Annotated in this window: 32 protein-coding genes and 2 tRNA genes; 26 read left to right on the forward strand and 8 right to left on the reverse strand. The window is 46.1% G+C overall.

Annotated elements, in window-relative coordinates; translation table 11 throughout:
* Genes GACE_RS10280 through GACE_RS10295 form a run of 4 tightly spaced genes read left to right on the forward strand, consistent with a single transcriptional unit; the run spans window position 1 to window position 1,787 of the window.
* Complete coding sequence (locus GACE_RS10280; protein ID WP_048093229.1) at window positions 1-399, forward strand: hypothetical protein; 399 nt, start codon at window positions 1-3, stop codon at window positions 397-399.
* Entirely contained in the window at window positions 396-761 is a 366-nt protein-coding gene (locus GACE_RS10285) for a hypothetical protein (protein WP_048093230.1), read from the forward strand. The genes GACE_RS10280 and GACE_RS10285 overlap by 4 nt, the downstream gene beginning before the upstream one ends.
* Entirely contained in the window at window positions 758-955 is a 198-nt protein-coding gene (locus GACE_RS10290) for a hypothetical protein (RefSeq protein WP_048093232.1), read from the forward strand. The genes GACE_RS10285 and GACE_RS10290 overlap by 4 nt, the downstream gene beginning before the upstream one ends.
* A 19-nt stretch (window positions 956-974) precedes the next feature.
* Window positions 975-1,787, forward strand: coding sequence for a type IV secretory system conjugative DNA transfer family protein (locus tag GACE_RS10295; RefSeq protein WP_048093234.1), 813 nt, complete (start codon window positions 975-977; stop codon window positions 1,785-1,787).
* Window positions 1,788-1,806: 19 nt separating this feature from the next.
* Here GACE_RS10295 and GACE_RS10300 read toward each other — a convergent pair whose 3' ends face one another.
* From GACE_RS10300 to GACE_RS10310, 3 genes are read right to left on the reverse strand one after another with little or no spacing between them, the layout of a single operon-like run.
* Entirely contained in the window at window positions 1,807-2,169 is a 363-nt protein-coding gene (locus GACE_RS10300; RefSeq protein ID WP_148305972.1) for a hypothetical protein, read from the reverse strand.
* A gap of 9 nt (window positions 2,170-2,178) precedes the next feature.
* A complete protein-coding gene (locus tag GACE_RS10305; RefSeq protein ID WP_048093238.1) occupies window positions 2,179-2,490 on the reverse strand; it encodes a hypothetical protein in 312 nt (103 codons plus the stop codon).
* A 12-nt stretch (window positions 2,491-2,502) separates the two neighbouring features.
* Window positions 2,503-2,682: a hypothetical protein gene (locus GACE_RS10310; RefSeq protein WP_048093240.1), complete on the reverse strand. Its 180-nt coding sequence runs from the start codon at window positions 2,680-2,682 to the stop codon at window positions 2,503-2,505.
* Window positions 2,683-2,795: 113 nt separating this feature from the next.
* On the opposite strand from GACE_RS10310, the gene GACE_RS10315 reads away from it, so the two are divergent.
* The 9 genes from GACE_RS10315 (at window position 2,796) to GACE_RS10355 (ending at window position 5,545) form a co-directional block, all read left to right on the forward strand.
* On the forward strand, window positions 2,796-2,999 hold the full coding sequence (locus GACE_RS10315) for a hypothetical protein (RefSeq protein ID WP_048093242.1): 204 nt from the start codon (window positions 2,796-2,798) through the stop codon (window positions 2,997-2,999).
* Window positions 2,999-3,304: a hypothetical protein gene (locus GACE_RS10320; protein WP_048093244.1), complete on the forward strand. Its 306-nt coding sequence runs from the start codon at window positions 2,999-3,001 to the stop codon at window positions 3,302-3,304. The genes GACE_RS10315 and GACE_RS10320 overlap by 1 nt, the downstream gene beginning before the upstream one ends.
* Complete coding sequence (locus GACE_RS10325; protein ID WP_048093246.1) at window positions 3,304-3,504, forward strand: hypothetical protein; 201 nt, start codon at window positions 3,304-3,306, stop codon at window positions 3,502-3,504. Before GACE_RS10320 ends, GACE_RS10325 begins: the two co-directional genes overlap by 1 nt.
* 7 nt (window positions 3,505-3,511) lie before the next feature.
* Window positions 3,512-3,721: a hypothetical protein gene (locus GACE_RS10330; protein ID WP_048093249.1), complete on the forward strand. Its 210-nt coding sequence runs from the start codon at window positions 3,512-3,514 to the stop codon at window positions 3,719-3,721.
* Window positions 3,699-4,169: a hypothetical protein gene (locus tag GACE_RS10335; protein WP_048093251.1), complete on the forward strand. Its 471-nt coding sequence runs from the start codon at window positions 3,699-3,701 to the stop codon at window positions 4,167-4,169. The genes GACE_RS10330 and GACE_RS10335 overlap by 23 nt, the downstream gene beginning before the upstream one ends.
* A gap of 4 nt (window positions 4,170-4,173) precedes the next feature.
* Window positions 4,174-4,353 carry a hypothetical protein gene (locus tag GACE_RS10340; protein ID WP_048093253.1) on the forward strand — a complete coding sequence of 60 codons (180 nt, stop codon included), beginning with the start codon at window positions 4,174-4,176 and terminating at the stop codon, window positions 4,351-4,353.
* Window positions 4,353-4,553 carry a hypothetical protein gene (locus GACE_RS10345; protein WP_048093255.1) on the forward strand — a complete coding sequence of 67 codons (201 nt, stop codon included), beginning with the start codon at window positions 4,353-4,355 and terminating at the stop codon, window positions 4,551-4,553. The genes GACE_RS10340 and GACE_RS10345 overlap by 1 nt, the downstream gene beginning before the upstream one ends.
* Before the next feature lie 207 nt (window positions 4,554-4,760).
* On the forward strand, window positions 4,761-5,261 hold the full coding sequence (locus GACE_RS10350) for a hypothetical protein (RefSeq protein ID WP_048093257.1): 501 nt from the start codon (window positions 4,761-4,763) through the stop codon (window positions 5,259-5,261).
* On the forward strand, window positions 5,258-5,545 hold the full coding sequence (locus GACE_RS10355) for a hypothetical protein (protein WP_048093258.1): 288 nt from the start codon (window positions 5,258-5,260) through the stop codon (window positions 5,543-5,545). Before GACE_RS10350 ends, GACE_RS10355 begins: the two co-directional genes overlap by 4 nt.
* 228 nt (window positions 5,546-5,773) lie before the next feature.
* On the opposite strand, the gene GACE_RS10360 is transcribed toward GACE_RS10355, so the two are convergent.
* A tRNA-Glu gene (locus GACE_RS10360) sits at window positions 5,774-5,848 on the reverse strand.
* Between the two features lie 132 nt (window positions 5,849-5,980).
* On the opposite strand from GACE_RS10360, the gene GACE_RS10365 reads away from it, so the two are divergent.
* The 13 genes from GACE_RS10365 (at window position 5,981) to GACE_RS11465 (ending at window position 17,088) form a co-directional block, all read left to right on the forward strand.
* On the forward strand, window positions 5,981-6,325 hold the full coding sequence (locus GACE_RS10365) for an SCP2 sterol-binding domain-containing protein (protein ID WP_048093260.1): 345 nt from the start codon (window positions 5,981-5,983) through the stop codon (window positions 6,323-6,325).
* Window positions 6,326-6,470: 145 nt separating this feature from the next.
* Window positions 6,471-7,664, forward strand: a complete 1,194-nt coding sequence (locus GACE_RS10370; protein WP_048093261.1) for an acyl-CoA dehydrogenase family protein — start codon at window positions 6,471-6,473, stop codon at window positions 7,662-7,664.
* A 215-nt stretch (window positions 7,665-7,879) separates the two neighbouring features.
* Window positions 7,880-9,037: an ADP-forming succinate--CoA ligase subunit beta gene (gene sucC, locus GACE_RS10375; protein ID WP_048093262.1), complete on the forward strand. Its 1,158-nt coding sequence runs from the start codon at window positions 7,880-7,882 to the stop codon at window positions 9,035-9,037.
* 2 nt (window positions 9,038-9,039) lie between these two features.
* On the forward strand, window positions 9,040-9,912 hold the full coding sequence (gene sucD / locus GACE_RS10380; RefSeq protein WP_048093263.1) for a succinate--CoA ligase subunit alpha: 873 nt from the start codon (window positions 9,040-9,042) through the stop codon (window positions 9,910-9,912).
* Between the two features lie 2 nt (window positions 9,913-9,914).
* Window positions 9,915-11,621 carry a succinate dehydrogenase/fumarate reductase flavoprotein subunit gene (locus GACE_RS10385; RefSeq protein WP_048093264.1) on the forward strand — a complete coding sequence of 569 codons (1,707 nt, stop codon included), beginning with the start codon at window positions 9,915-9,917 and terminating at the stop codon, window positions 11,619-11,621.
* 9 nt (window positions 11,622-11,630) lie between these two features.
* Window positions 11,631-12,347, forward strand: a complete 717-nt coding sequence (locus GACE_RS10390; RefSeq protein WP_048093265.1) for a succinate dehydrogenase iron-sulfur subunit — start codon at window positions 11,631-11,633, stop codon at window positions 12,345-12,347.
* 5 nt (window positions 12,348-12,352) lie between these two features.
* A complete protein-coding gene (locus tag GACE_RS10395; protein ID WP_048093894.1) occupies window positions 12,353-12,730 on the forward strand; it encodes a succinate dehydrogenase in 378 nt (125 codons plus the stop codon).
* A gap of 1 nt (window position 12,731) precedes the next feature.
* Window positions 12,732-13,082, forward strand: coding sequence for a succinate dehydrogenase, cytochrome b556 subunit (gene sdhC / locus GACE_RS10400; protein WP_048093266.1), 351 nt, complete (start codon window positions 12,732-12,734; stop codon window positions 13,080-13,082).
* A gap of 95 nt (window positions 13,083-13,177) precedes the next feature.
* Window positions 13,178-14,002, forward strand: coding sequence for a radical SAM protein (locus GACE_RS10405; protein WP_052400296.1), 825 nt, complete (start codon window positions 13,178-13,180; stop codon window positions 14,000-14,002).
* Entirely contained in the window at window positions 13,999-14,457 is a 459-nt protein-coding gene (locus GACE_RS10410) for a hypothetical protein (RefSeq protein WP_148305973.1), read from the forward strand. The genes GACE_RS10405 and GACE_RS10410 overlap by 4 nt, the downstream gene beginning before the upstream one ends.
* Window positions 14,458-14,486: 29 nt before the next feature.
* Window positions 14,487-15,161 (forward strand): DNA/RNA nuclease SfsA, encoded by a 675-nt coding sequence (gene sfsA / locus GACE_RS10415; protein ID WP_048093268.1) that lies wholly within the window; start codon window positions 14,487-14,489, stop codon window positions 15,159-15,161.
* A 55-nt stretch (window positions 15,162-15,216) separates the two neighbouring features.
* Window positions 15,217-15,289, forward strand: a tRNA-Gln gene (locus tag GACE_RS10420).
* 638 nt (window positions 15,290-15,927) lie between these two features.
* Entirely contained in the window at window positions 15,928-17,088 is a 1,161-nt protein-coding gene (locus GACE_RS11465; RefSeq protein WP_048093899.1) for a 2'-5' RNA ligase family protein, read from the forward strand.
* Window positions 17,089-17,158: 70 nt separating this feature from the next.
* Here GACE_RS11465 and GACE_RS12030 read toward each other — a convergent pair whose 3' ends face one another.
* From GACE_RS12030 to GACE_RS10445, 4 genes are all read right to left on the reverse strand, one after another.
* Window positions 17,159-17,299, reverse strand: coding sequence for a DUF2283 domain-containing protein (locus tag GACE_RS12030; RefSeq protein ID WP_084063727.1), 141 nt, complete (start codon window positions 17,297-17,299; stop codon window positions 17,159-17,161).
* A gap of 205 nt (window positions 17,300-17,504) precedes the next feature.
* Window positions 17,505-18,548 (reverse strand): transposase, encoded by a 1,044-nt coding sequence (locus GACE_RS10435; RefSeq protein ID WP_084063728.1) that lies wholly within the window; start codon window positions 18,546-18,548, stop codon window positions 17,505-17,507.
* Between the two features lie 177 nt (window positions 18,549-18,725).
* Window positions 18,726-18,983 (reverse strand): type II toxin-antitoxin system RelE family toxin, encoded by a 258-nt coding sequence (locus GACE_RS10440; protein WP_048093270.1) that lies wholly within the window; start codon window positions 18,981-18,983, stop codon window positions 18,726-18,728.
* Window positions 18,980-19,186, reverse strand: coding sequence for a hypothetical protein (locus tag GACE_RS10445; protein WP_048093271.1), 207 nt, complete (start codon window positions 19,184-19,186; stop codon window positions 18,980-18,982). The genes GACE_RS10440 and GACE_RS10445 overlap by 4 nt, the downstream gene beginning before the upstream one ends.
* Window positions 19,187-19,331 lie beyond the last annotated feature (145 nt).

The following is a 19,331-nucleotide window of genomic DNA, read 5'->3' on the forward strand; positions in this document are numbered from 1 at the left end:
ATGGCGGATAAGCAGATTCTCAAAGAAAAGCTGAGTCTGGAAGTTCCGGAGATGCGAAAGACACGGATGATGGAACAATTATTCAGCGACGAGCTTAACGAGAACTTTACCGATCTGGATTTCGACGAGATAAGGGCAATAGCGTTCTACAATTCCGTTCATGAGAACATTATCGAACTTCCAGCAGTTAAGGCATTACTCGACAAGCACATGAGCCTTAAGAGAAGCCTTGACAGAAAAGGCAGGCAGGAGGCCGTTGCTATCCTGAAAAGGCCGGTTCAGTATGTGCCGCAATATCCTTATCCCGGAGCTGAGCAGCAGACATCTGGCGGAAGGCTGTCAAAGCTCAAAAGCATTTTCGGCAGGAAAAAGAGAATGGAGGAGGTTGATGAACGTTGAAGGGCAGCAGCTACATTCTCTCAGCTGCTTTTATTCATCTCATAAGGAATCCTGACTATTCGATTTATGCAAGGCTTAACCTGCTCTGCTACATTTTCGACTGGATAAAGGCAAGGTTCTATTTCGAAAACAACAAGGAGCTTAAGAAAGAGCTTGAAGAGATTGAGAAGGAGCTGATAGAACTCAGGGATGCTTACGAGCCTTTACTCGACGATGACGTCGAGTTTTCAGCGTTGAAGAGAGCAGAATTCGAGAAGGCGATGGACAGAGTGAGGTTCAGGATTGTAAACATCGTTGAGAACTTCGAGCTGCTTGACGCTGGTATGATTTCTGAATTCTACATCGGAGGTGGCAAGAGGTGATTAACGAAACGCTAATTTTTAACACCACGTTAAACAACACGGTGATGAACTTCAGCATGCTGTTAAACGATCCGAATGTGGTCGTAACGACGTGGACGATGCTGAACAAGTTCGCTGCATTTTGTTTTAGTCTGGGAATGGTGGTGGGGTATGGAATCGCTTATCTCAAGTTTGCCAAGACTTCAAAGAGTTAAATCATGGGAAAAGGCCTTCATGGATCAGTTCGTAAAGAGTCCCGGCCAGCACATGCTGGTTGTGGGGATCACAGGTTCAGGAAAAACCCAGACTCTTTACTGGCTTGCAGACCTGATTAGCCACAACACCGACGAAACAATCGTCTGGTTCGACATCGGCAAGAACGATGAGGCTTTCAAGCTCGGAGAAATCTGCGAAAGGCCGATGAAGGTAATCGTTCCGGCAGGGTGCAGAGTCGAGTCTGAGGATTATGACTTTGAGCTGATATGGGTGGATCCGATGAACATTTCTGAGGTCTGGGATCATGTCGAGGAGGGCTTTGTGAACATCATCAGCATCTATCGTTTTATCCTCGATCCTCATGTTTTCACTCAGACGATAGCAGAGATCTTCAAGAGCCTGATAATGAAAGCTCATAACTATCAGATTAGAACGCCTATGACGATCTTTGCCGATGAGTTCCACAACGTGGCTCCGAGTCGAAACGATGCACTCGATTACAAGCAATATCTGACTGGAGCATGGATTCAGGTGAACGTCGAGAAGCTGAGGAGTCTGGGGATCAGGCTTATAGCAACAACTCACGGCTGGAGGAAGATCAGAGCTGGAATCAGAAGCAGCTTTAACTGGCTGATTTTCAAGAGGATCAGCGATGACGTGGGCAGGGATCAGAAGAAGCTGAACAAGTTCACACCATTGATCCAGACTCTGAGAAATGATCAGTGCATAATCGTTTTTCCGAATAAACGCTTTACTGACAAGGCGATAACGCCGTTTTACGGGGATGCGAACAAGAAGGTGTTTTACTATGGGATTTATGGAGGTGATTAATGGTTGAGTGAAATTAGTTTTACTTAAAATCGACGTGCGCCACTTGCACTTTATAATAAAATCTGGAATAAAGAGCTTCTATGGGAATTTGTATTTTGATTTTTTTAAGTTCATAACCCTTAATGTGGACATATTCTTGCTTTATTGCAACGGGATTGATGGTTGGGCTTGTTGGTTTCTTATCATAAAAATAGACCATTACAACAATATCACCAGAGAAAGGAGATTTATTCTTAACCCAAACAGAGATCGTCCTAAATGATTCTTGCTCTGTTCCTATTATCTCCGGATCTGGTTCAAAATAATCCATCTGAATTAAAACGAAAATGGCAAATAAACTAAGTGTTAATAATACGACTGCAATGCTTTTCTTTTGCGACATAGACATACCTCAGGCCTCATAAATCACTCCATTCTGTTCATACAATCCAAGATCAATCTTTAGTCTTTCGAGGATATCATTTGCAAGAGCAAACGAACAGTTGAAGGTATCCTTTATCTTCCTGAGCAAGATTTGCTTGCTCACAGGAAAATCGCTCAGCTCTGTTATAAAATGTCTATATTTGCTGAAAAAGATATCAAAGTTTACTGTTTCCTGAATTTTTATATCTTCAAGAGCTATATATGAGCTGATGCCAACATCAACGCTCAAAGAAACAACATTCTGAGCCCCGCATTCTACGCATTCAACTCCTATCCACATTCATCAACCCTCCTACTCAAGAGTTGCGATTTTACGCTCCTTTTTTGCCTTCCACTCATAGGCGAGCTTGATGACTGCCTCAGAAACGAAATCTGATTCTGATGCGAAATCGCCAGAATCAATAGCCTCTCTGATGATGGATTTGACATTTGGCGAGACGAATCCAGTCACTCTTTCTTTCTTTGTTGCCATATGTTTAACTTTTGTTTAACACTATTTAACAATTTTTACAAATATGCTTTAAACATACGTTAATTATGCGTAAAACTTAAATATAACAAGTGTTAAATATATGTTACACATACGTGGAGGTGGTTGAAGAGATGGAGGCGGTAATAAAGAGGTTCGCAAGCGGAACACCATACATAACCTTTCCGAAGAAAATCTTTGACGAATTTTTCAGCAAGGACGAGGAGACTCCCGTTGAGGTCTCTTTTGAAAATGGGAAGATTGTGATAGAGAGAATAAGAGAACAGAGCAAGGAACTCCCGGCGGAGGTGACGGCGTGATGCAGTTCGACAGATGGAAGTACTATCTGATCTATATCGAGGAGTTCCTTGAGGAATACTGGGAGACAGTCGATTACTCGGAATACAGCAGAGACGAACCGAGATACGAGTGGAAGAGCTTCATAAAGGTGGAGGAATGTAGGTATGTGGAGGACGCTTTCGAGATAGCGTGGGATCTTCTTAATTCAATAGACTATGACCATCGAATAACATTCATTGGTATTTTCAAGGGAGATAAGATGCTCTACGATTCAAAAGACGTCGTCAGAATCGCCAATGAGGTTCATCAGGAGGTGACAGCCTGATGGCAGAGATTCAGATCATAATTCTGAGAGATGGCGAAGAGATATACAAGGCCAAGTTCGAAGGTGAGGTCAGGGCTGAAAATCCGATTCTGAGCTATGACGAGGACAGCTATGAAGAGCTGGTGTTTTCTGAGGATCTTCCGATTTCAGCGATACATAGTGTGCTGGAGACGTTTGCTGATTTCTTAATAGAGAGGTGACCGCCTGATGATCCTCGATTACGAATACAAGAGAGACTGCAGACTTGCAGAGATTGAGCAGAGACTCGAGGAAGAGGAGGAGCTGAGGAGGAAGCTGGAGGAGATGAAAGAGAGGCTGGACAGAGAGATTCAGGAGGCGTTCAGAACTGCTTACGAGATGTATTTCGAATATCAGAGGAAGGAGCTGGGCATGTATGACGCTGACTCAGAGAACTAAGAGGATCCGGGAGAACTCAGAGCTTTTCAAATCTTTTTCTGAGATGGTCATCGGCAGCATTGGGGAGCTTGTGAAGGGCATAGAGATCAGTTATTTCCTTGACGTCGCAAAGAAGGAGCATAACATAAGACAGGGCATATTTACAACGAACATTGACAAGCTGATCAGGGCTGGAGATGAGTTCAAGGCGATTTTTGAGATCAAGCATGCTCCGAACCACTCTGACACTTTCATCAAATACAATCAGTTTAGAAGTCTGAAGCTGCTCGCTGAGAGGCTCAGGACTGACTGTTACCTCGTTGTCAGGAATCACAGGTTCTGGTATGTCAGGAAGCTTGACGACTCTCTGAGGTTCAGGAACAACGTTGCAAGGATTGAGCTTGACGACATGGAGCTTTATGACGATTACAGCTTTGTCGATTTTCTCGCTGAGGTTCTGCAGAGGTGATACAATGCTCATGCTGAGGCTCTATGCCTGCGATGGCTGTCCCGGAAATCCGTGCATAGTCGTCAAGCATTCTCCAGACAAACCGAATCAGTGCATCTACGCTTCAGAAGGTGCCGACTGGTCGAGGTGGAGGGCAGTCAGACTCTCAAAGTTCTTTGAGATGGTGTTCAGGGGGGAGATCTGATGGACTTTCAGGAGGAGCTTAAGAAGGCTCTCGACAGGATTGATGAGCTTTCAGTTCTCCTCAACACCCTTAACAGAGTTGTCGGGAAACAGGACTGGGCTGCAGCATACACAATCTCCAGACAGATCGGAATGAAGGCAACGACGATCATGGATTGCTTTTCGAACATTAACTTTATCATGAAGGAGGAGGGGAGATGATAACCCACCTTTGTTTCCAGTGGAGTTCACGAAAGACTATCCAGACTGCAAAGTTATTAATTAATAAGCGGTTATTTAAGTTATTAATAACCCCTTCAGAATTCATAGCAGCAACATGTGGATATTCTCGAGCGGAGATTCCCGGGTTATTAAGTGAGGTTATTAAGCTTAATAAGTGCATTCAGCGGTTTTCATGGGGGGTTTTCTATGGCTAAAGTTTACTCTTTTAGCGTTCCTGACAGCGAAACTCAGCTTATTTCAATTCTCGATGAGCTGAAGGCAAGAAAGGCACTCAGTCATGAAGTTGTAAGAATCCTGAAGGTGTTTTATCAAGGCTCTAATCACAACAGGGAGCTAATCTCAAAGGAGCTGATGACACTCCTTGAAATCAAGAACAAGCTCGAAGAATTCATGAAGTGGAAAGAAGAAATAGAGCCAAAAATCTTAGAGATGGAAGAGAAGCTGAAGGAAAAACAGGAGAAAGAGGAAATAGAAAAGAATCTGCCACTCATCAGAAAGCTCAGAGAAGTTGTTTTCGACGACATTCACGAAATCATGAACAACGGCAAAATAGTCAGTCCGGAGCAGGCGATAAAGGCAAGGCTCACGACTTTCGCAACAGAGCATAAGCTGAACTATCCTGATGCTCGTGATCTTTTCTTTAAGGCTTTCCCTGAGTTAAAAGGAGAATTGGGGGGTAGGCTATGAGCTGGAGAATAGATATCTGGCCTGATGTATGCAATTATAAGAAAATAGGCAAGACATTAATTCTTTTCCAGAAACCAAGAATGACAAGACTAATTGGAGAGAACATTTACATCTACGCAGTAAGCAAAAAAGGCAGGACAATCTCTATCAGGCTAACACTTGATGAGGCTAAGAGACTGGCAAGAGAATTAAACGAGCAGCTTGAAACAAGAAAAAGAGTCGATTCTGTTATCGCATTAATGAATTTTAGAGACATGTTTTGTGAGAAGGAGGCTGATGACTGATGTTAACAGATATATATTTTGAGGCCGCTAAGCGTGTTATGGATAAAGATGTCCATAAACGGATAAGTGTGGACGAAAAAGGCCGAAAGTGGACAACGAGGCACATAAAGATACGGGAAGATCTGTGGCTGAAATGTGAAGAACTTGGATTTAACAGGTCTAAATTAATAAACGAGCTACTTGAAGAATTCTTAACGCTATACGAAGGATTTAAGCATAATAAAATTATGCTCCGGCCGGGATTTGAACCCGGGTCGCCGGCTCGAAAGGCCGGAATGATTGGCCGGGCTACACCACCGGAGCCCAATCTAAGCAACTTTGGATTCAGTTTATAATATTTTTGCCCTGCAGATTATAGGAGTATGGTTGACAGTGGCATTTCTTGAAAACTGTAAGATTTTTAAGGGTTGAGGATCAGTTTTATGTGGTGATAGTGTGAGCGAGGCAAAAGACCTTGTTTTGAAGATGTGTGAGCTCCAGAACAGCTCGGAGGATATAAAGAAAGAGCTCGCTGGCTGGAGCGGAGTGGTGCAGTACAGACTCGGAGATGAGGAATTCTATGTTGTTTACAACGCAGATGGGTCATGCGAGTTTGAAGAGGGCGTTCATGAGTCTCCGAATTTTACCATTATTGCATCGCCGGAATACTGGGCATCTGTTGTTAAGGGTCAGGAAGACCCAATTATGGGGTTCATGATGCAGAAATACAGGATTGAGGGCAACATAATGGAGGCTCAGAGGCTGGCGGGGATTCTGAAAAAGTTTGCCGGAAAATTATAACTATTTTTTTGAATCAATACATAATGATTGATAGTTTTGAATTAAAAAAACGCTTATAATGGTTTCTATAGGGAAACAAAGCTGCTTGAATAGGATTCATCAGAAAAACCGAAAGGTTTATACATTTTTTAGACTAAAATCAAATATGCTGGCAGAAAATCTTTTGAGTGATGAACAGAAGGCAATTAAGGAAGCGGCGAGAGAATTTGCCGAGAAAGAGTTTCCGAATTATTCTGAGGAATGTGACAGGGAGGAGAAGTTCCCGTTTGAGCTGTGGAAGAAGGCTGCCGAGCTTGGGTTCATCGGCATGAGCATTCCCGAGGAATATGGCGGACAGGGAATGGGGATCCTGGACACCTGTCTCGTCGTGGAGGAGTTCTGGAGGGTTGACGGCGGGCTTGGAATGATAATGGCCTCCACGTTTGGCTCGGAGCAGATTCTTATGTTCGGCAGTGAGGAGCAGAAGAAGAAGTTTCTGCCACCAATTGCTCAGGGCAAGGCGATTTGTGCAGCCTGTTACACCGAACCCGTAGCAGGTAGCGATGTCGCTGGAATAAAGACGAGGGCTGACAGGGATGGGGACGAGTACGTGATAAACGGAACCAAGATGTTCATCACAAACGGTACCATCGCCGACTACTACATAGTCCTCGCCAGAACAGACCCAAACCTGCCGAAGAGGCACCTTGGCATGAGCGTTTTCCTCGTGGAGAGGGACACTCCGGGAGTTGAGGCGAAGAAGCTCACCAACAAGCTCGGAATAAGGGCGAGTGATACTGCGGAGGTTGTGTTCAAGAATGTGAGAGTGCCAAAGGAGAATCTCATCGGCCAGGAAGGTCAGGGCTTTTACCAGACCATGATGTTCTTCAACGTCACAAGGATACCGGTTGCATTTCAGGCTGTGGGTCTTGCAACCGGAGCTTTTGAGCTCGCTTTCAACTACGCAAAGAACAGGGAACTCTTCGAGAGGAAGCTGATGGACTTCCAGGCAACACAGGAGAAGCTTGCCAGGATGAGAACCGAGCTTGAAGCGGCAAGACTGCTGGCCTATCAGGCTGCATACTTCCAGGACAAGGTGGGCATGCCCGATCCGGGGCTGACGGCGATGGCGAAGTATTATACTGCGAGAGTTGCCCAGGACATTGTTCACGAAGCTCTGCAGATTTACGGTGGTTACGGTTTCATGGGTGAACAGGCAATATCGAGAATGTTCAGGGATGCGAGAATCCTTGAAATCTATGAGGGAACGAGAGAAGTTGAGCTGGAAGTCATCGCAAGGTCTCTGAACGGAAAGGTTCCATCTGTGCTTGGAAACGTGAGAAAGCACCCGTTCATGTAATCCCTTCCAATTTTTTGTCTTTTTTGGGCTGATAACAATCAGTCACGCACGGTCGAGAACTCTGCAATGTTCAAATTCCTCTGCACCACCTCTTTTTCAGTAACACTTGGTAATAACATTTCATAAGGCTGAATAAGGCAATTGCGAGAAAAAGCGGAAACTTTTTTATCAATAATAATGAGCGTTGGAAAAAACATTTTACGGAAGGTGGTAGATTGAGAATGCACGAGTATCAGGCTAAACAGATTTTCAGACAGCACGGAATTCCAACGGCCAGAGGAGAACTTGCCCTGAGTCCAGAACAGGTTAAGGAAATCGCAGAAAAGCTCGGAGGAAAGGTCGTTCTCAAGTCCCAGGTTCTCGTGGGCGGGAGAGGAAAGGCTGGTGGTATAAAGCTGGCAAACAGCCCTGAAGAGGCTTACGAACTTGCCAAGCAGATGTTCGGGATGGTCATTAAAGGGCACAGAGTTGAGAAGCTGTACGTGGAGGAGCAGCTTGAGATTGAAAGGGAGATGTATGTGGGCTTCACAATAGACAGGGCGAGCAAGGGCTTTGCTCTGATTGTGAGCAGCGTGGGCGGGATGGATATAGAGGAGATCGCCGCAAAGCACCCTGACAGAATCGCGAGAGTCACGGTCAACCCAATCTACGGGCTGTGGGACTACCAGATAAGGGAGGTCCTTTACAAATCCCGCATGCCGAGGGAGTACCACAGGGAGGTGACGAGGATAATAAAGGCACTCTACAGCATCCTCGTTCACAATGAAGCAGAACTGACCGAGATCAACCCGCTTGTTATCACGAAAGATGGAAAGATTATAGCTGCGGATGCAAGGCTGAACATAGATGACAACGCACTCTACAGGCATCCAGAGCTGAAGGAGCTGAAGGATTATACTGAAGTGGATCAGACTGAAAGGATCGCTGAAGAAAAGGGCCTGAACTTCGTCAAGCTTGATGGCAACATTGGCGTGATAGCGAATGGTGCGGGTATGAGCATGGCGACGATGGATCTGATCTACCTGGAGGGCGGAAAACCGGCAAACTTTCTGGATGTTGGAGGTGGAGCGAGCAGTGAGGTTGTGAAAGAAGCGATGAGCATCATTCTGATGGATGAGAACGTGAAGGTCATCTTCATGAACATTTTTGGTGGAATCACAAGGTGCGACGAGGTTGCAAAGGGTCTGATCACGGCATTCTCTGAGATGGAGATTCCTGTGCCCGTCGTTCTCAGGCTTGCTGGCACCAACGAGGAGGAGGGCAGGAAGCTCATAGAGGAGTTCATAAGGGAGAAGGGCGTCGAGAGCATCTACCCCGTGGAGACAATGGAGGAAGGAGCCAGGAAGGCGGTTGAGCTTGCAAAGGGGGTGTGAATATGGCGATAATTATTGATGAAAACACGAAGGCGATAGTTCAGGGCATTACCGGCTCTCAGGGCAGGTTTCATGCGGAGAGGATGATTGCCTACGGAACAAAAATCGTTGGTGGTGTTACTCCCGGCAAGGGTGGAGGCGAAGTCCTCGGAGTTCCGGTCTTCGACACGGTTAAGGAGGCGGTTGAGGAGACCGGAGCGAATGCGAGTGTAATCTTCGTTCCAGCAGCATTTGCAGGAGATGCGGTAATGGAGGCGGTTGATGCTGGAGTTGAGGTTATTGTTGCCATAACTGAGGGAATTCCCGTTTACGATGAGCTGAAGGTTTACAGGAAGGTTAAAGCAGAAGGCAGGATTCTGATAGGGCCGAACTGTCCGGGCGTGATGAGCGTCGGGAAATCTCACCTCGGCATAATGCCTCCCCAGATATTCAGCGAGGGCAACGTTGGAATAGTCTCGAGAAGCGGGACCCTGACTTACCAGGTCGCGTACAACCTTACGAAGCTTGGAATAGGTCAGTCAACGGTCGTTGGCATTGGAGGGGACAGGATAATCGGCACAAGCTTCGTCGAAGTGCTTGAGATGTTCGAGGACGATGATCAGACGGATCTTGTTGTGCTCATTGGGGAGATTGGAGGTACGGATGAGGAAGAGGCTGCAAAGTTCATCGAAAAGCGCATGTCCAAGCCAGTTGTTGGCTACATAGCGGGCATAACTGCCCCTCCGGGCAAGAGGATGGGTCATGCTGGAGCGATAATTGAAGGTGGCAGGGGAACCGCAGAGTCGAAGATTAAAGCGTTAAACGAGGTTGGAGTGGAGGTTGGCAGAACGCCAATGGAGGTTGCCGAAATCGTGAAAAGAACGCTGAAGGGATGATTATGGAGGTAATCAAACACGATATAGTTATAATCGGTGCAGGTCTTGCCGGCCTCAGGGCAGCGATTGCTGCGGCTGAGAAGAGCAGAGAGGTCAGCATAGCCCTGATCTCCAAAACCTACCCGATAAGGTGCCACTCTGTCTGCGCTGAGGGTGGGACTGCAGCAGTCCTGAGAGAGGATGAGGGAGATAGCTTCGACCTGCATGGCTGGGATACCGTTAAGGGAGCAGACTTCCTGGCTGATCAGGATGCAGTCGAGTTCTTCGTCAGGGAGATTCCAAAGGAAATCCTCAGGCTGGACAACTGGGGCTGCCCCTGGAGCAGGAGGGAGGATGGGAAGATAGCCCAGAGAGCATTTGGAGGACAGAGCTTCAACAGGACTGTTTTTGCTGCAGACAGAACGGGCTTTCATGAGGTGCACACCCTATATGAGCGAAGCCTGATGTATCCTAACATCACCCGTTACGATGAATACTTCGTCACCAATCTGTTTATTGAGGATAACGCAGTCAAGGGCGTTTCGGCCATCCACCTCAAGACGGGCGAGCTGGCGTTCTTCAACGCGAAGGCCGTGATTCTCGCAACGGGTGGTGCGGGAAGGCTCTACGGCTTCACGACCTACAGCCACCAGGTCACCGGAGACGGGCTTGCCATTGCATACAGGGCAGGAGTTCCCCTGAAGGACATGGAATTCGTGCAATTCCATCCAACCGGACTGATTCCGTCCGGAATATTGATGACTGAGGCGTGCAGAGGTGAGGGAGGTTACCTGAGGAACAGGAACGGCGAGAGGTTCATGGAAAAATACGCGCCGGAGAGAATGGAGCTCGCCCCAAGGGATGTTGTCGCAAGGGCGATGTGGACGGAAATCATAGAGGGGAGAGGTTTTGAGGGACCCTACGGCCCTTACATTGCCTTAGATTTAACTCACCTCGGCGAGGAGAAGATCGAGGAGCGGTTGCCTTTGATACGAGACGCTGCAAGGAAGTTTGCCGGAATTGATCCGGTGGAGGAGCCCATTCCAGTCAAGCCTGTCGCCCACTACACGATGGGTGGTGTGCATACGAACATGTGGACTGAAACGCCCGTCAGAGGACTTTACGCGGCGGGAGAGGTCGCTGCGGTGAGCATTCACGGCGCCAACAGACTTGGCAGCAACTCGACGGCAGAATGCTTGGTTTTCGGCAGGGTCGCAGGGGAGAAGGCGGTGGAATTCGTGCAGGGGAAGAGGTTCTCGGAGATAACGAGAGATGAGATGCTCGCAGAGGAAAAGAGACTGTTCGACGAGTTCCTTGGCAGGAGCGGAGACGAAAATCCATACGAGATCAAAAAGGAGCTGAACGAGGTAATGGACAGGCACTTCTGGATATTCAGGACTGGCGAGGAAATGAAGGAGGGGATAAAGAAGATTCAGGAGCTGAAGAGGAGGTATGGGAATATCGAGATTGTGGACAAGAAGAGAGGGTTCAACACCGACCTCATGCAGGCCATGGAGATCGGCTTCATGCTTGATCTGGCTGAGACTGTTGCTGTTGGAGCCTACGCAAGAACTGAGAGCAGGGGAGCGCACTACAGGCTCGACTATCCGAAGAGGGATGATGAGAACTGGCTGAAGCACACACTTGCATACTACACTCCGGAAGGACCTAAACTGGAGTACATTCCCGTGACGATAACCAAGTGGCAGCCCGTTGAGAGGAAGTACTGAGGTGAGGGCATGGAGAGGGAGGTGCTCTTCAGGATCAGGAGGTTTGATGGAGATAAGAGCTACTGGCAGGATTTCCGCTTCACAGCCAAAAGGGGAATGACTGTGCTGGATGGACTTTACTACATAAAGGAGAACCTCGACGGCTCCTTGGCTTTCAGAGCCTCGTGCAGAATGGGTGTATGCGGGAGCTGTGCGGTCAAGATCAACGGCAAACCGAGGCTTGCATGCGAGACGCAGATATTGGATATTGGCAGCACCCTCGAGATAGAGCCGCTCGACAACATGCCCGTCCTGAAGGACCTGATCGTGGACATGGATGACTTTTTCAGGAAGCATGAAGCTGTTAAGCCCTACCTGATGAGAGAAGATGACGACTACGAGAATCCGAAGGAGCTGCTTCAGACTCCGAAGGAGCTGCACGCTTACTACGACTTTACGCTCTGCATAAAATGCGGAGCGTGCTACTCAGCCTGTCCTGCAAGCGCGACGAGGAGCGACTATCTCGGGCCAGCTGCCATAACCGCCGCTTACAGATTCTGTGCAGACAGCAGGGATGAGGGCAAGGAGGAGAGGCTCAGCCTCGTCTCAGGCTCTGAGGGCGTGTGGAGGTGCCATTTCAACGCTGAATGCAGCGAGGTGTGTCCGAAAAGCATAGAGCCGGCAAAAGCTGTGCAGAAGATGAGGCTGATGAGCGCGATCCACATGATTAAGAGCATCTTCAGGTGATTGAAATGAAAGGAGTTTTGGGATGGTTTACGCTGAAGGGAAAATCGCTGAACAGCCTGGCCTACTCATTTCACAGGCTCACAGGCATAGTTCTCCTGCTTTACCTGATCGCCCACCTCAGCTTCCTGACGAGCCTCAGGATTGGAGAAGAGACATACACGGCATTCATCTCCACGACCGTGAAGCTGGAAACTCTGCCCTTAGATTCGCTGCTGTTTCTGGCCACATTCTACCACGCTTTCAACGGCCTGAGAGTCGTGCTGAACGAGTTCGGTCTGCTGTATGAAGCAAGAAGGGCGCTGGTATATCTGATGACCCTGCTTGCGCTGGTATTCTGGCTGTACAGCACGTACGTGATGTATTTGTTCCTCACGGGGTGGTAAAATGAGCGAATCACACACGAGAAAGGTTCTGGAGCCGTTTGGCTGGGTATTTCAGATGATAACCGGGCTTTTGCTCTTCGCCTTCGTCATCTTCCACCTGTACATAACCCACCTGACATCCCACGACGCTTTAGAGTACGCGAAGGTTGTTCAAAGGCTGTCCAACCCGGCAATAAAGGCATTCTACTGGCTCTTCTTAGCCTCAGCCTCATTCCACGCATTCAACGGGCTAAGGGCGATCTTGCTGGACACGGACTTTGGAGGAAGGAACGAGAGGGCAGTTAACACTCTGACGATGGCGCTGTTCGTTGTGGCAGTGGTTTACGGCGGGCTGTTATTGATTACCTTTTAATGCACCCTTTTTTTATTGGGAGTTTGCCCAGAATTTGCGAGTCAGGCATTCAGTAACCAGCAACCATTTTAAACCCCTCATTTTAACACCGTTTTATGTTTCCCGCGACGCACTGCACGCACTGTCAGGGAAGTGACGAGAGCATAGAAAATCCGGTGCATCACCCGACTTACGAGATCACGCCAAAGTGCAACCTGAACTGCATCTACTGCTACTCCAACGTGGCGTTGAAGAAGGGTAAAGCTCCGATGCCAGGTTATTACGGTGACACGGAGGATGTGAGATCGATAACCCTCTCCCAGTATGGCGAACCGCTTGTTGCAGGGATAGATGAGGTGGAGAGGGTTGCGAGAGAGTTAAAAGACATGTTCCCGCAGGCGAGGCTCGATTTGCAGACCAACGGCATTCTGCTGAACGAGAAGGCGATAAAAAGGCTCGAGAAATACTTTGAGCTTGCCATGGTTAGCCTGGACGTCTCTTCTAAGGAGAAGTACGCCAGAATAACGGGCTTCGATGGATTTGACATTCTGATGGACAACCTCAAAGCACTGAGCAGCTCGTCCATCAGGGGAGTTATCAGGACGATTTACATGCCCGGAATTAACGATAAGGACGTTTTCGAGCTTGCAGAGCTTGCGAACAGGCTCAACATGGAGGTATTCCTTCAGCCCCTTTCGGTTTATGATAAGGAGCTGATGGAGAGTCACGGGCTCGACATGGAGAGGACTGAGGACATTGTGGAGTTTCTCGATGTGACGGAAAGACTCAGGGAAATAGCTGATGTCAGAATCCCCGGATGCTTTATAGTCAATGTGAGAAGAATAGAGAGAGACTTCGGGAGGGAGTACCTGAAGCTCATCAGGAGAAACGCGCTCGCAGAGGTTCCGGAGATGAAAAGGGAAAGGAAGTTCGTTCTGTGATGGCCGAGGTTCTGTTTTTCTCATACACGGGGACTTCAAAAAAGGTCGCTGAATCCGTAGCAGGAAGGCTCAACCTCGAAACCCGTGAGATAAGCCCGAAATTTCAGCTTCCCTATCCGGCATGGCTCCTTCTCTCCTTCATACCGAACCTCGGCGTCCCCGTAAAGAATGTTGAGGTCGCATGCGAAAGGGTCATCCTCTGCTTCCCGAAGTGGACATTCAACTGTCCACCCGTGACGGCCATCATAAGGGCAGGGTTGCTGAAAGGCAGGAGGGTATTTCTGATCATCACCTACGGCGGGTGGAGAGGTGAGCAGTACCTGAATGGTTACGTGAAAATGCTGGAGAGGAATGGAGCGAAGGTTGAGGGGACGAGGCTGGTGAGACGGTCTGAGGTTCAGGCGGTCCTGTCAGATGACAGGTTTTTCGGGGAGCTTGAGAGGTTTTTAGGGTAAAGGGTTAAGTAACTCTCAGCAAAAATCTGATGGTGGAGATCTGCAATCTGGTTGAGGGCAGACTCGTAAGGAGAGCCAACAGGTTCGTTCTCGAGATTGAGGTTGCCGGTAAAGTCGAGAGGGCCCATCTGAGGGACTCGGGAAGGCTGACGGAGCTGATGAAACCCGGAAACAGGGTGCTCGCGAGGCCGAAAAAGCGGGAGAAGACGAGCTACGAGGTGTTCGTGATCTTCGATGAATATGTCCCTGTTGTCGTAAACTCATCCATTCACACGGATATTGCGGTCGAGATTCTTGAAGGCGAGGGCTACAGAATCGAAGGCAGAGAGGTAAAGGCTGGAAGGAGCCGTATAGACCTTCTGGTGAGCAGAGATGGTGTTTCGAGGCTCGTGGAGGTCAAGGGGTGCACGCTCGTTAGACAGGGCGTTGCTCTCTTTCCAGATGCTCCGACGGAGAGGGGGGTGAAGCACGTCAGGGAGATAATGGAAAGGAGAGGAATGATTTTCTTTCTTGTGATGAGGAACGACGCAAGGGTTTTTATGCCAAATCAGGAAACACATCCGGAATTTGCGAGGGTTCTCATGGAAGCCCGCGAGAACGGAGTTGATGTGAGGGCCGCGCTGCTCCGTCCGGAACTGCAGGAAGATTGCCTGACGATAAAGTTCGAGCGTTACCTGCCTGTGGAGTTTCCGGAGGAGCTTTGAGGGCTGCAGTCCAGTACCGCAACCTTCATAAATCGAATGTTAAAATGAGCCATGAAGCCCCGTAGGGTAGTGGTCAATCCTGCGGGACTCTGGATCCCGCGACCCCGGTTCGAATCCGGGCGGGGCTATACCCCTCTAAAGGTTCACTTTGTTTTGCAGAAACCCGGAGAGACAGGCATTTCGGGCAATATCCTTATCATCTTTTTCTGGCAATTTTCTGCCATAAGATTCAGGAGGAAGTCATTGGAGAGGAATCAGAGAACGTCAAAGAGGTAGTTATCGGCTGTATCGAGTCTATGTCCGGGGAGGGGAGAAAACGGCTCAGGGAGAAGGGAAGGGTTGCCGAAGTTGTTGTATGGTTCGCAAAACTTCATAGCACCACCGATTGAGGATGCAGTTAAAGAGTTCTTTAACAGGTTGTTGTTCAGCGGTTCATTGATTCCGCACAGAGCTGGTTGGAAAGTTTTGCTGGGATTTATAACTTGGAGCGATAGCAAAGTTGACTGACCTCCTTTTTCGGGAATTTATTAAGAGGATGGGCAATTTAAATCACGATTTTACAAATTTGGTAAGTGTGGGGAATTCAAGTGCTTAAAGTAGATAAGTTAAAGTCGTTAGCAGAGTTATTTAAGATCTGGATAAAAATATATAGCTCACAAGAGCATAATTTTAACCGATGGGTGTACTAACTAAGCTGAAAAATCTCTTCCTTAGAGAATCTTCGGAGGGTCATCGGCAATACTCACATTTTATCGAAATTAGACCTATGATAGAGAAATACAGAATCAAGAGGAAGATACAAGAGTTTAAAAAAGTATATAGAATCAGATACTGGCATAAAGTGCCTCATATCACCCTCGTATATAATTTTAGCCCTAAGGAAGGCGTTAAAAATTGGGAGTTGGCCAACATAATCAAAAAAGTAGCTTCCAAATATAATTTAAGGGATTTGTGGTTCTATTATGACGGATTCGAATTCAATAAAGGTAGAAATGGTTATGTTTTAGCATTTAGGATTGAACCCAGCCAAAAGTTAAGGAGATTGAGAGCAGAGCTATATAATAGTTTAAAACCGCATATTCTTGAAAGACCAGATGTAGTGAAATTTAATGGTGCCAACGAGGATGAATTTTGGTTTCATGCAACTATTGGCTATCGTTTATCAGAGAGGGATCGTGAACTTTTATCAAACTACCTTAAAACCATAGAGGACGAATATTTTATGTCGTATCCTCTTAGAATATCTCTGCTGCGGAATAGTAAGATCGCTTATGAATACGATACAGCCACTGGCAAAATTCTTAGCAGGCAAAAGGCACTTTCTAAAAAAACATATTCGGAAATGATTAAAGAGTATAGAAAAATTTTTGACATAGAATCTAATCCACCTAATTCAAATAGTGGTATTTGGTTAATCTCTGACACTCATTTTGATCATGAAAACATAATTAAATACTGTGCCCGCCCTTTTGCAGATGTGCGCGAAATGAACAGAATTATTCTAAGAAATTGGAATAACACAATACAGAGTAGCGATACCGTATATTTTCTGGGAGATATGAGCTTTGGCAGACGCTCGAAAAATCCTTTGTACTGGTTACAAAAATTGAATGGACGGGTGAAATACATTTACGGAAACCATGATAGCATTCAGCTGGGGAAAAATCAAGAAGTTGTTGTGTATAGGGGATATAAATTTTTATTAGTACATGATCCAAAAAATATGGGAAATATGAAAAAATTTGATGGGTGGATAATTCATGGTCATGTGCACAATAATGAGTTAAGAAAATATCCATTTATTGACACCAAAAAAAGAACAATCAATGTATGTGTGGAAGTAATCAATTATAAGCCAATATCTTTAGACGAAATAGTAACATTAATTCAACGAAATGAGGGGGGACTGATCTATAGACCTTGTTGAAGATCAAGCTCCAATCCATTTAAAAAACATATGACGAATGCGTTACTACCTGTTTGGAGACTTTATTATGCTAACTCTCGGCCAAGCTCGGCAAGATTTGGCAGAAGGACGCTATTCCCACAACATCTCCATTCTCGTCCAGATCCAAGATAACGTTGTTTGCTAACGGCTCCGACTCTGCCGCTTTCCCCTTTTTGAACCTTGTGAACATGGCATATTAACCTCAAACTCCACCGAAAACCATATCTTCCTGAAACCTCATTTTCTTCCGATCAATCTTAGAGCCACATCAACCGTAATGGCCGAATTCTCCTCGATCTTATTCAACGCAGCCCTCAAAGCATTATCTCCAGTAACCAGGTATGTGGATTGACCCTCTTTACGCAGTATTAAGGTGTATTAGGGTCTTCTTCATCTCACCACTCTGATAATTTTTGAATAACCTTCTTTTCCCTGAAACCCAGCTTAAACGTCATCCCTATTAACAGGACGGAAAGAGAACACCGCTTTATAACAGAATCGAAAGAATAGCAGTGCAATTGCCTTAAACTGTAAGCTTCTTTCCCCAATTTGATTACATCCTCTATTATAGACCTCAAACTCTTCAGATTTCCCTTCAATCCATCAATCAACCTCCTTACGAGCCTTCTATATCTCTTCTTCTCCTTCTCAACGTTTTTAGAATTAAAGACAGTTAGAGGATAACTCAGCATCCCCTTAAGCTTCTTCAAGCTGAAATTCTTTTTAGGGATTGTCAAAGGAACTACACCGTACCTTACCCCGATCAGATAGTTCTTATACCCGTAAAACCCTTTATCCATGATTGTAGCATCTCCAAACCTGATTAAACCTCTTCTCTTAAGCATTTCGAGAATTAGAGGGTAAATCCTGCTTTCGTGAACGTTAGCAGGATAGACGTGGAAGAATAGAGGTGCTAGAGTTCTGTAGTCGATCAAAATCATCATTTTCATTCCAAGAAAGAATCCTTTAGTTGAATAACCCCATTTATAGGGCTTGTTCTTTAAGTCTCTCTTTCTGAAAGGATTCAGATCAAGGCTTATATCAGTCCAGTCCAATATTAAAAGAGAGGGTTTCCTTCTCTTTCTCTTTGAACTTACGTTTAAAACGGAGAAAACGAAGTTTAAAAATTGCTCTGCTTCGAATTTTGACATGAACTTGTAGACAGATTTAAGATTTACCTCCTCATTTAACCTCAAAAATTTTCTCAGCTCTAACCGTTTATTTACCTCGCTAACAGCATAAGATATCTCCAATTCGAAGAACATTGCCAGAATTATGATCTTCAGGATTTTTACCCCCTTGTTTACTGATATTATCCCATTCCTCGCTAAAGCTTTCTTAACTTCCCTCGTTTCAAGCTTATCAATGATTTTTGACAGAATCTCCCATTTTTCGTCTCCTTTCACAGGATAAACAGTTAATCTCACTTTGATAACCAAGAAAAGCAATAATATAAGAGATTAATTAATTTTATGGTTTACAATCGTTCTATTTTTTTATTTCAAGTAAATTGGTAGTGTCCCGTTAGAAGAGAAGTTGGATTAGCTGCCAGTTCTGAATATGGGGCTGCGAGAATTGAGATTGAATTGCAAGTTGGGGGAACACCATATAGCCATCTACAATCTGTCGTAAACCCTATCCCGCCAGTCAATCCTTGCAACCAGAACTGTCATTTCCTTAAAATCAATTTCAATAATAAGCCTGATTTTCCTCCCCGCTTTTACTCGATAAATGTTGCCCTTAATCTTCTTTATATCCAGTGAAAATGGGTCGTCCAGCTTCTCAATCGTTTTAAAAACCCTCTCAAGGTCTTTCTTACCGAATTTTTTTAAATCTTTAACAGCTCTTTCAGAAAGCTCAACTTTAAAACTCATTCAAGACCCAGCTCCCTCTTTGCCTCCTCGAGAGTGTAAACCTTCATCTTTCCGGTTTTGCATGCCTCAATAATCTCCTCTACCTCCCTGATCTCCTCATTAGTCATCTCATCACCCAGCAATTCATCTTCAAGTCTGCTCAGCCTCTTATCCATGATTTCGAGCTTCTCTTTTATCTCTTTGAGTAGTTCAACAACACCCATGATCTTACGTATTCTCAAAAAAATAAATATCTTACCTATTGGGCTTTCAAAAACTCATCCTTTCTACATACTCCTTTATCGCCTCCATCACCCTTTCCCTCGGTAGCATATACATCAAAATCTCTCAGATCCTCTATCCCGATTT

The organism is Geoglobus acetivorans, assembly GCF_000789255.1.
Classification (GTDB): domain Archaea; phylum Halobacteriota; class Archaeoglobi; order Archaeoglobales; family Archaeoglobaceae; genus Geoglobus; species Geoglobus acetivorans_B.

Excerpts from the sequence above, each read along its gene's own strand:
- GACE_RS10370 (WP_048093261.1), top strand. The coding sequence starts at position 6,471 with ATGCTGGCAGAAAATCTTTTGAGTGATGAACAGAAGGCAATTAAGGAA.
- GACE_RS10345 (WP_048093255.1), top strand. The coding sequence starts at position 4,353 with ATGGACTTTCAGGAGGAGCTTAAGAAGGCTCTCGACAGGATTGATGAG.
- GACE_RS12030 (WP_084063727.1), bottom strand. The coding sequence starts at position 17,299 with ATGTTCACAAGGTTCAAAAAGGGGAAAGCGGCAGAGTCGGAGCCGTTA.
- GACE_RS10295 (WP_048093234.1), top strand. The coding sequence starts at position 975 with ATGGATCAGTTCGTAAAGAGTCCCGGCCAGCACATGCTGGTTGTGGGG.
- GACE_RS10355 (WP_048093258.1), top strand. The coding sequence starts at position 5,258 with ATGAGCTGGAGAATAGATATCTGGCCTGATGTATGCAATTATAAGAAA.
- sucD (WP_048093263.1), top strand. The coding sequence starts at position 9,040 with ATGGCGATAATTATTGATGAAAACACGAAGGCGATAGTTCAGGGCATT.
- GACE_RS10445 (WP_048093271.1), bottom strand. The coding sequence starts at position 19,186 with ATGGGTGTTGTTGAACTACTCAAAGAGATAAAAGAGAAGCTCGAAATC.
- GACE_RS10330 (WP_048093249.1), top strand. The coding sequence starts at position 3,512 with ATGATCCTCGATTACGAATACAAGAGAGACTGCAGACTTGCAGAGATT.
- GACE_RS10405 (WP_052400296.1), top strand. The coding sequence starts at position 13,178 with ATGTTTCCCGCGACGCACTGCACGCACTGTCAGGGAAGTGACGAGAGC.
- GACE_RS10300 (WP_148305972.1), bottom strand. The coding sequence starts at position 2,169 with ATGTCGCAAAAGAAAAGCATTGCAGTCGTATTATTAACACTTAGTTTA.
- GACE_RS10305 (WP_048093238.1), bottom strand. The coding sequence starts at position 2,490 with ATGTGGATAGGAGTTGAATGCGTAGAATGCGGGGCTCAGAATGTTGTT.
- GACE_RS10325 (WP_048093246.1), top strand. The coding sequence starts at position 3,304 with ATGGCAGAGATTCAGATCATAATTCTGAGAGATGGCGAAGAGATATAC.
- GACE_RS10280 (WP_048093229.1), top strand. The coding sequence starts at position 1 with ATGGCGGATAAGCAGATTCTCAAAGAAAAGCTGAGTCTGGAAGTTCCG.
- GACE_RS10320 (WP_048093244.1), top strand. The coding sequence starts at position 2,999 with ATGCAGTTCGACAGATGGAAGTACTATCTGATCTATATCGAGGAGTTC.
- sdhC (WP_048093266.1), top strand. The coding sequence starts at position 12,732 with ATGAGCGAATCACACACGAGAAAGGTTCTGGAGCCGTTTGGCTGGGTA.
- GACE_RS10440 (WP_048093270.1), bottom strand. The coding sequence starts at position 18,983 with ATGAGTTTTAAAGTTGAGCTTTCTGAAAGAGCTGTTAAAGATTTAAAA.
- GACE_RS10390 (WP_048093265.1), top strand. The coding sequence starts at position 11,631 with ATGGAGAGGGAGGTGCTCTTCAGGATCAGGAGGTTTGATGGAGATAAG.
- GACE_RS10395 (WP_048093894.1), top strand. The coding sequence starts at position 12,353 with ATGAAAGGAGTTTTGGGATGGTTTACGCTGAAGGGAAAATCGCTGAAC.
- sfsA (WP_048093268.1), top strand. The coding sequence starts at position 14,487 with ATGGTGGAGATCTGCAATCTGGTTGAGGGCAGACTCGTAAGGAGAGCC.
- GACE_RS10335 (WP_048093251.1), top strand. The coding sequence starts at position 3,699 with ATGACGCTGACTCAGAGAACTAAGAGGATCCGGGAGAACTCAGAGCTT.
- GACE_RS11465 (WP_048093899.1), top strand. The coding sequence starts at position 15,928 with ATGATAGAGAAATACAGAATCAAGAGGAAGATACAAGAGTTTAAAAAA.
- GACE_RS10340 (WP_048093253.1), top strand. The coding sequence starts at position 4,174 with ATGCTCATGCTGAGGCTCTATGCCTGCGATGGCTGTCCCGGAAATCCG.
- GACE_RS10310 (WP_048093240.1), bottom strand. The coding sequence starts at position 2,682 with ATGGCAACAAAGAAAGAAAGAGTGACTGGATTCGTCTCGCCAAATGTC.
- GACE_RS10350 (WP_048093257.1), top strand. The coding sequence starts at position 4,761 with ATGGCTAAAGTTTACTCTTTTAGCGTTCCTGACAGCGAAACTCAGCTT.
- GACE_RS10385 (WP_048093264.1), top strand. The coding sequence starts at position 9,915 with ATGGAGGTAATCAAACACGATATAGTTATAATCGGTGCAGGTCTTGCC.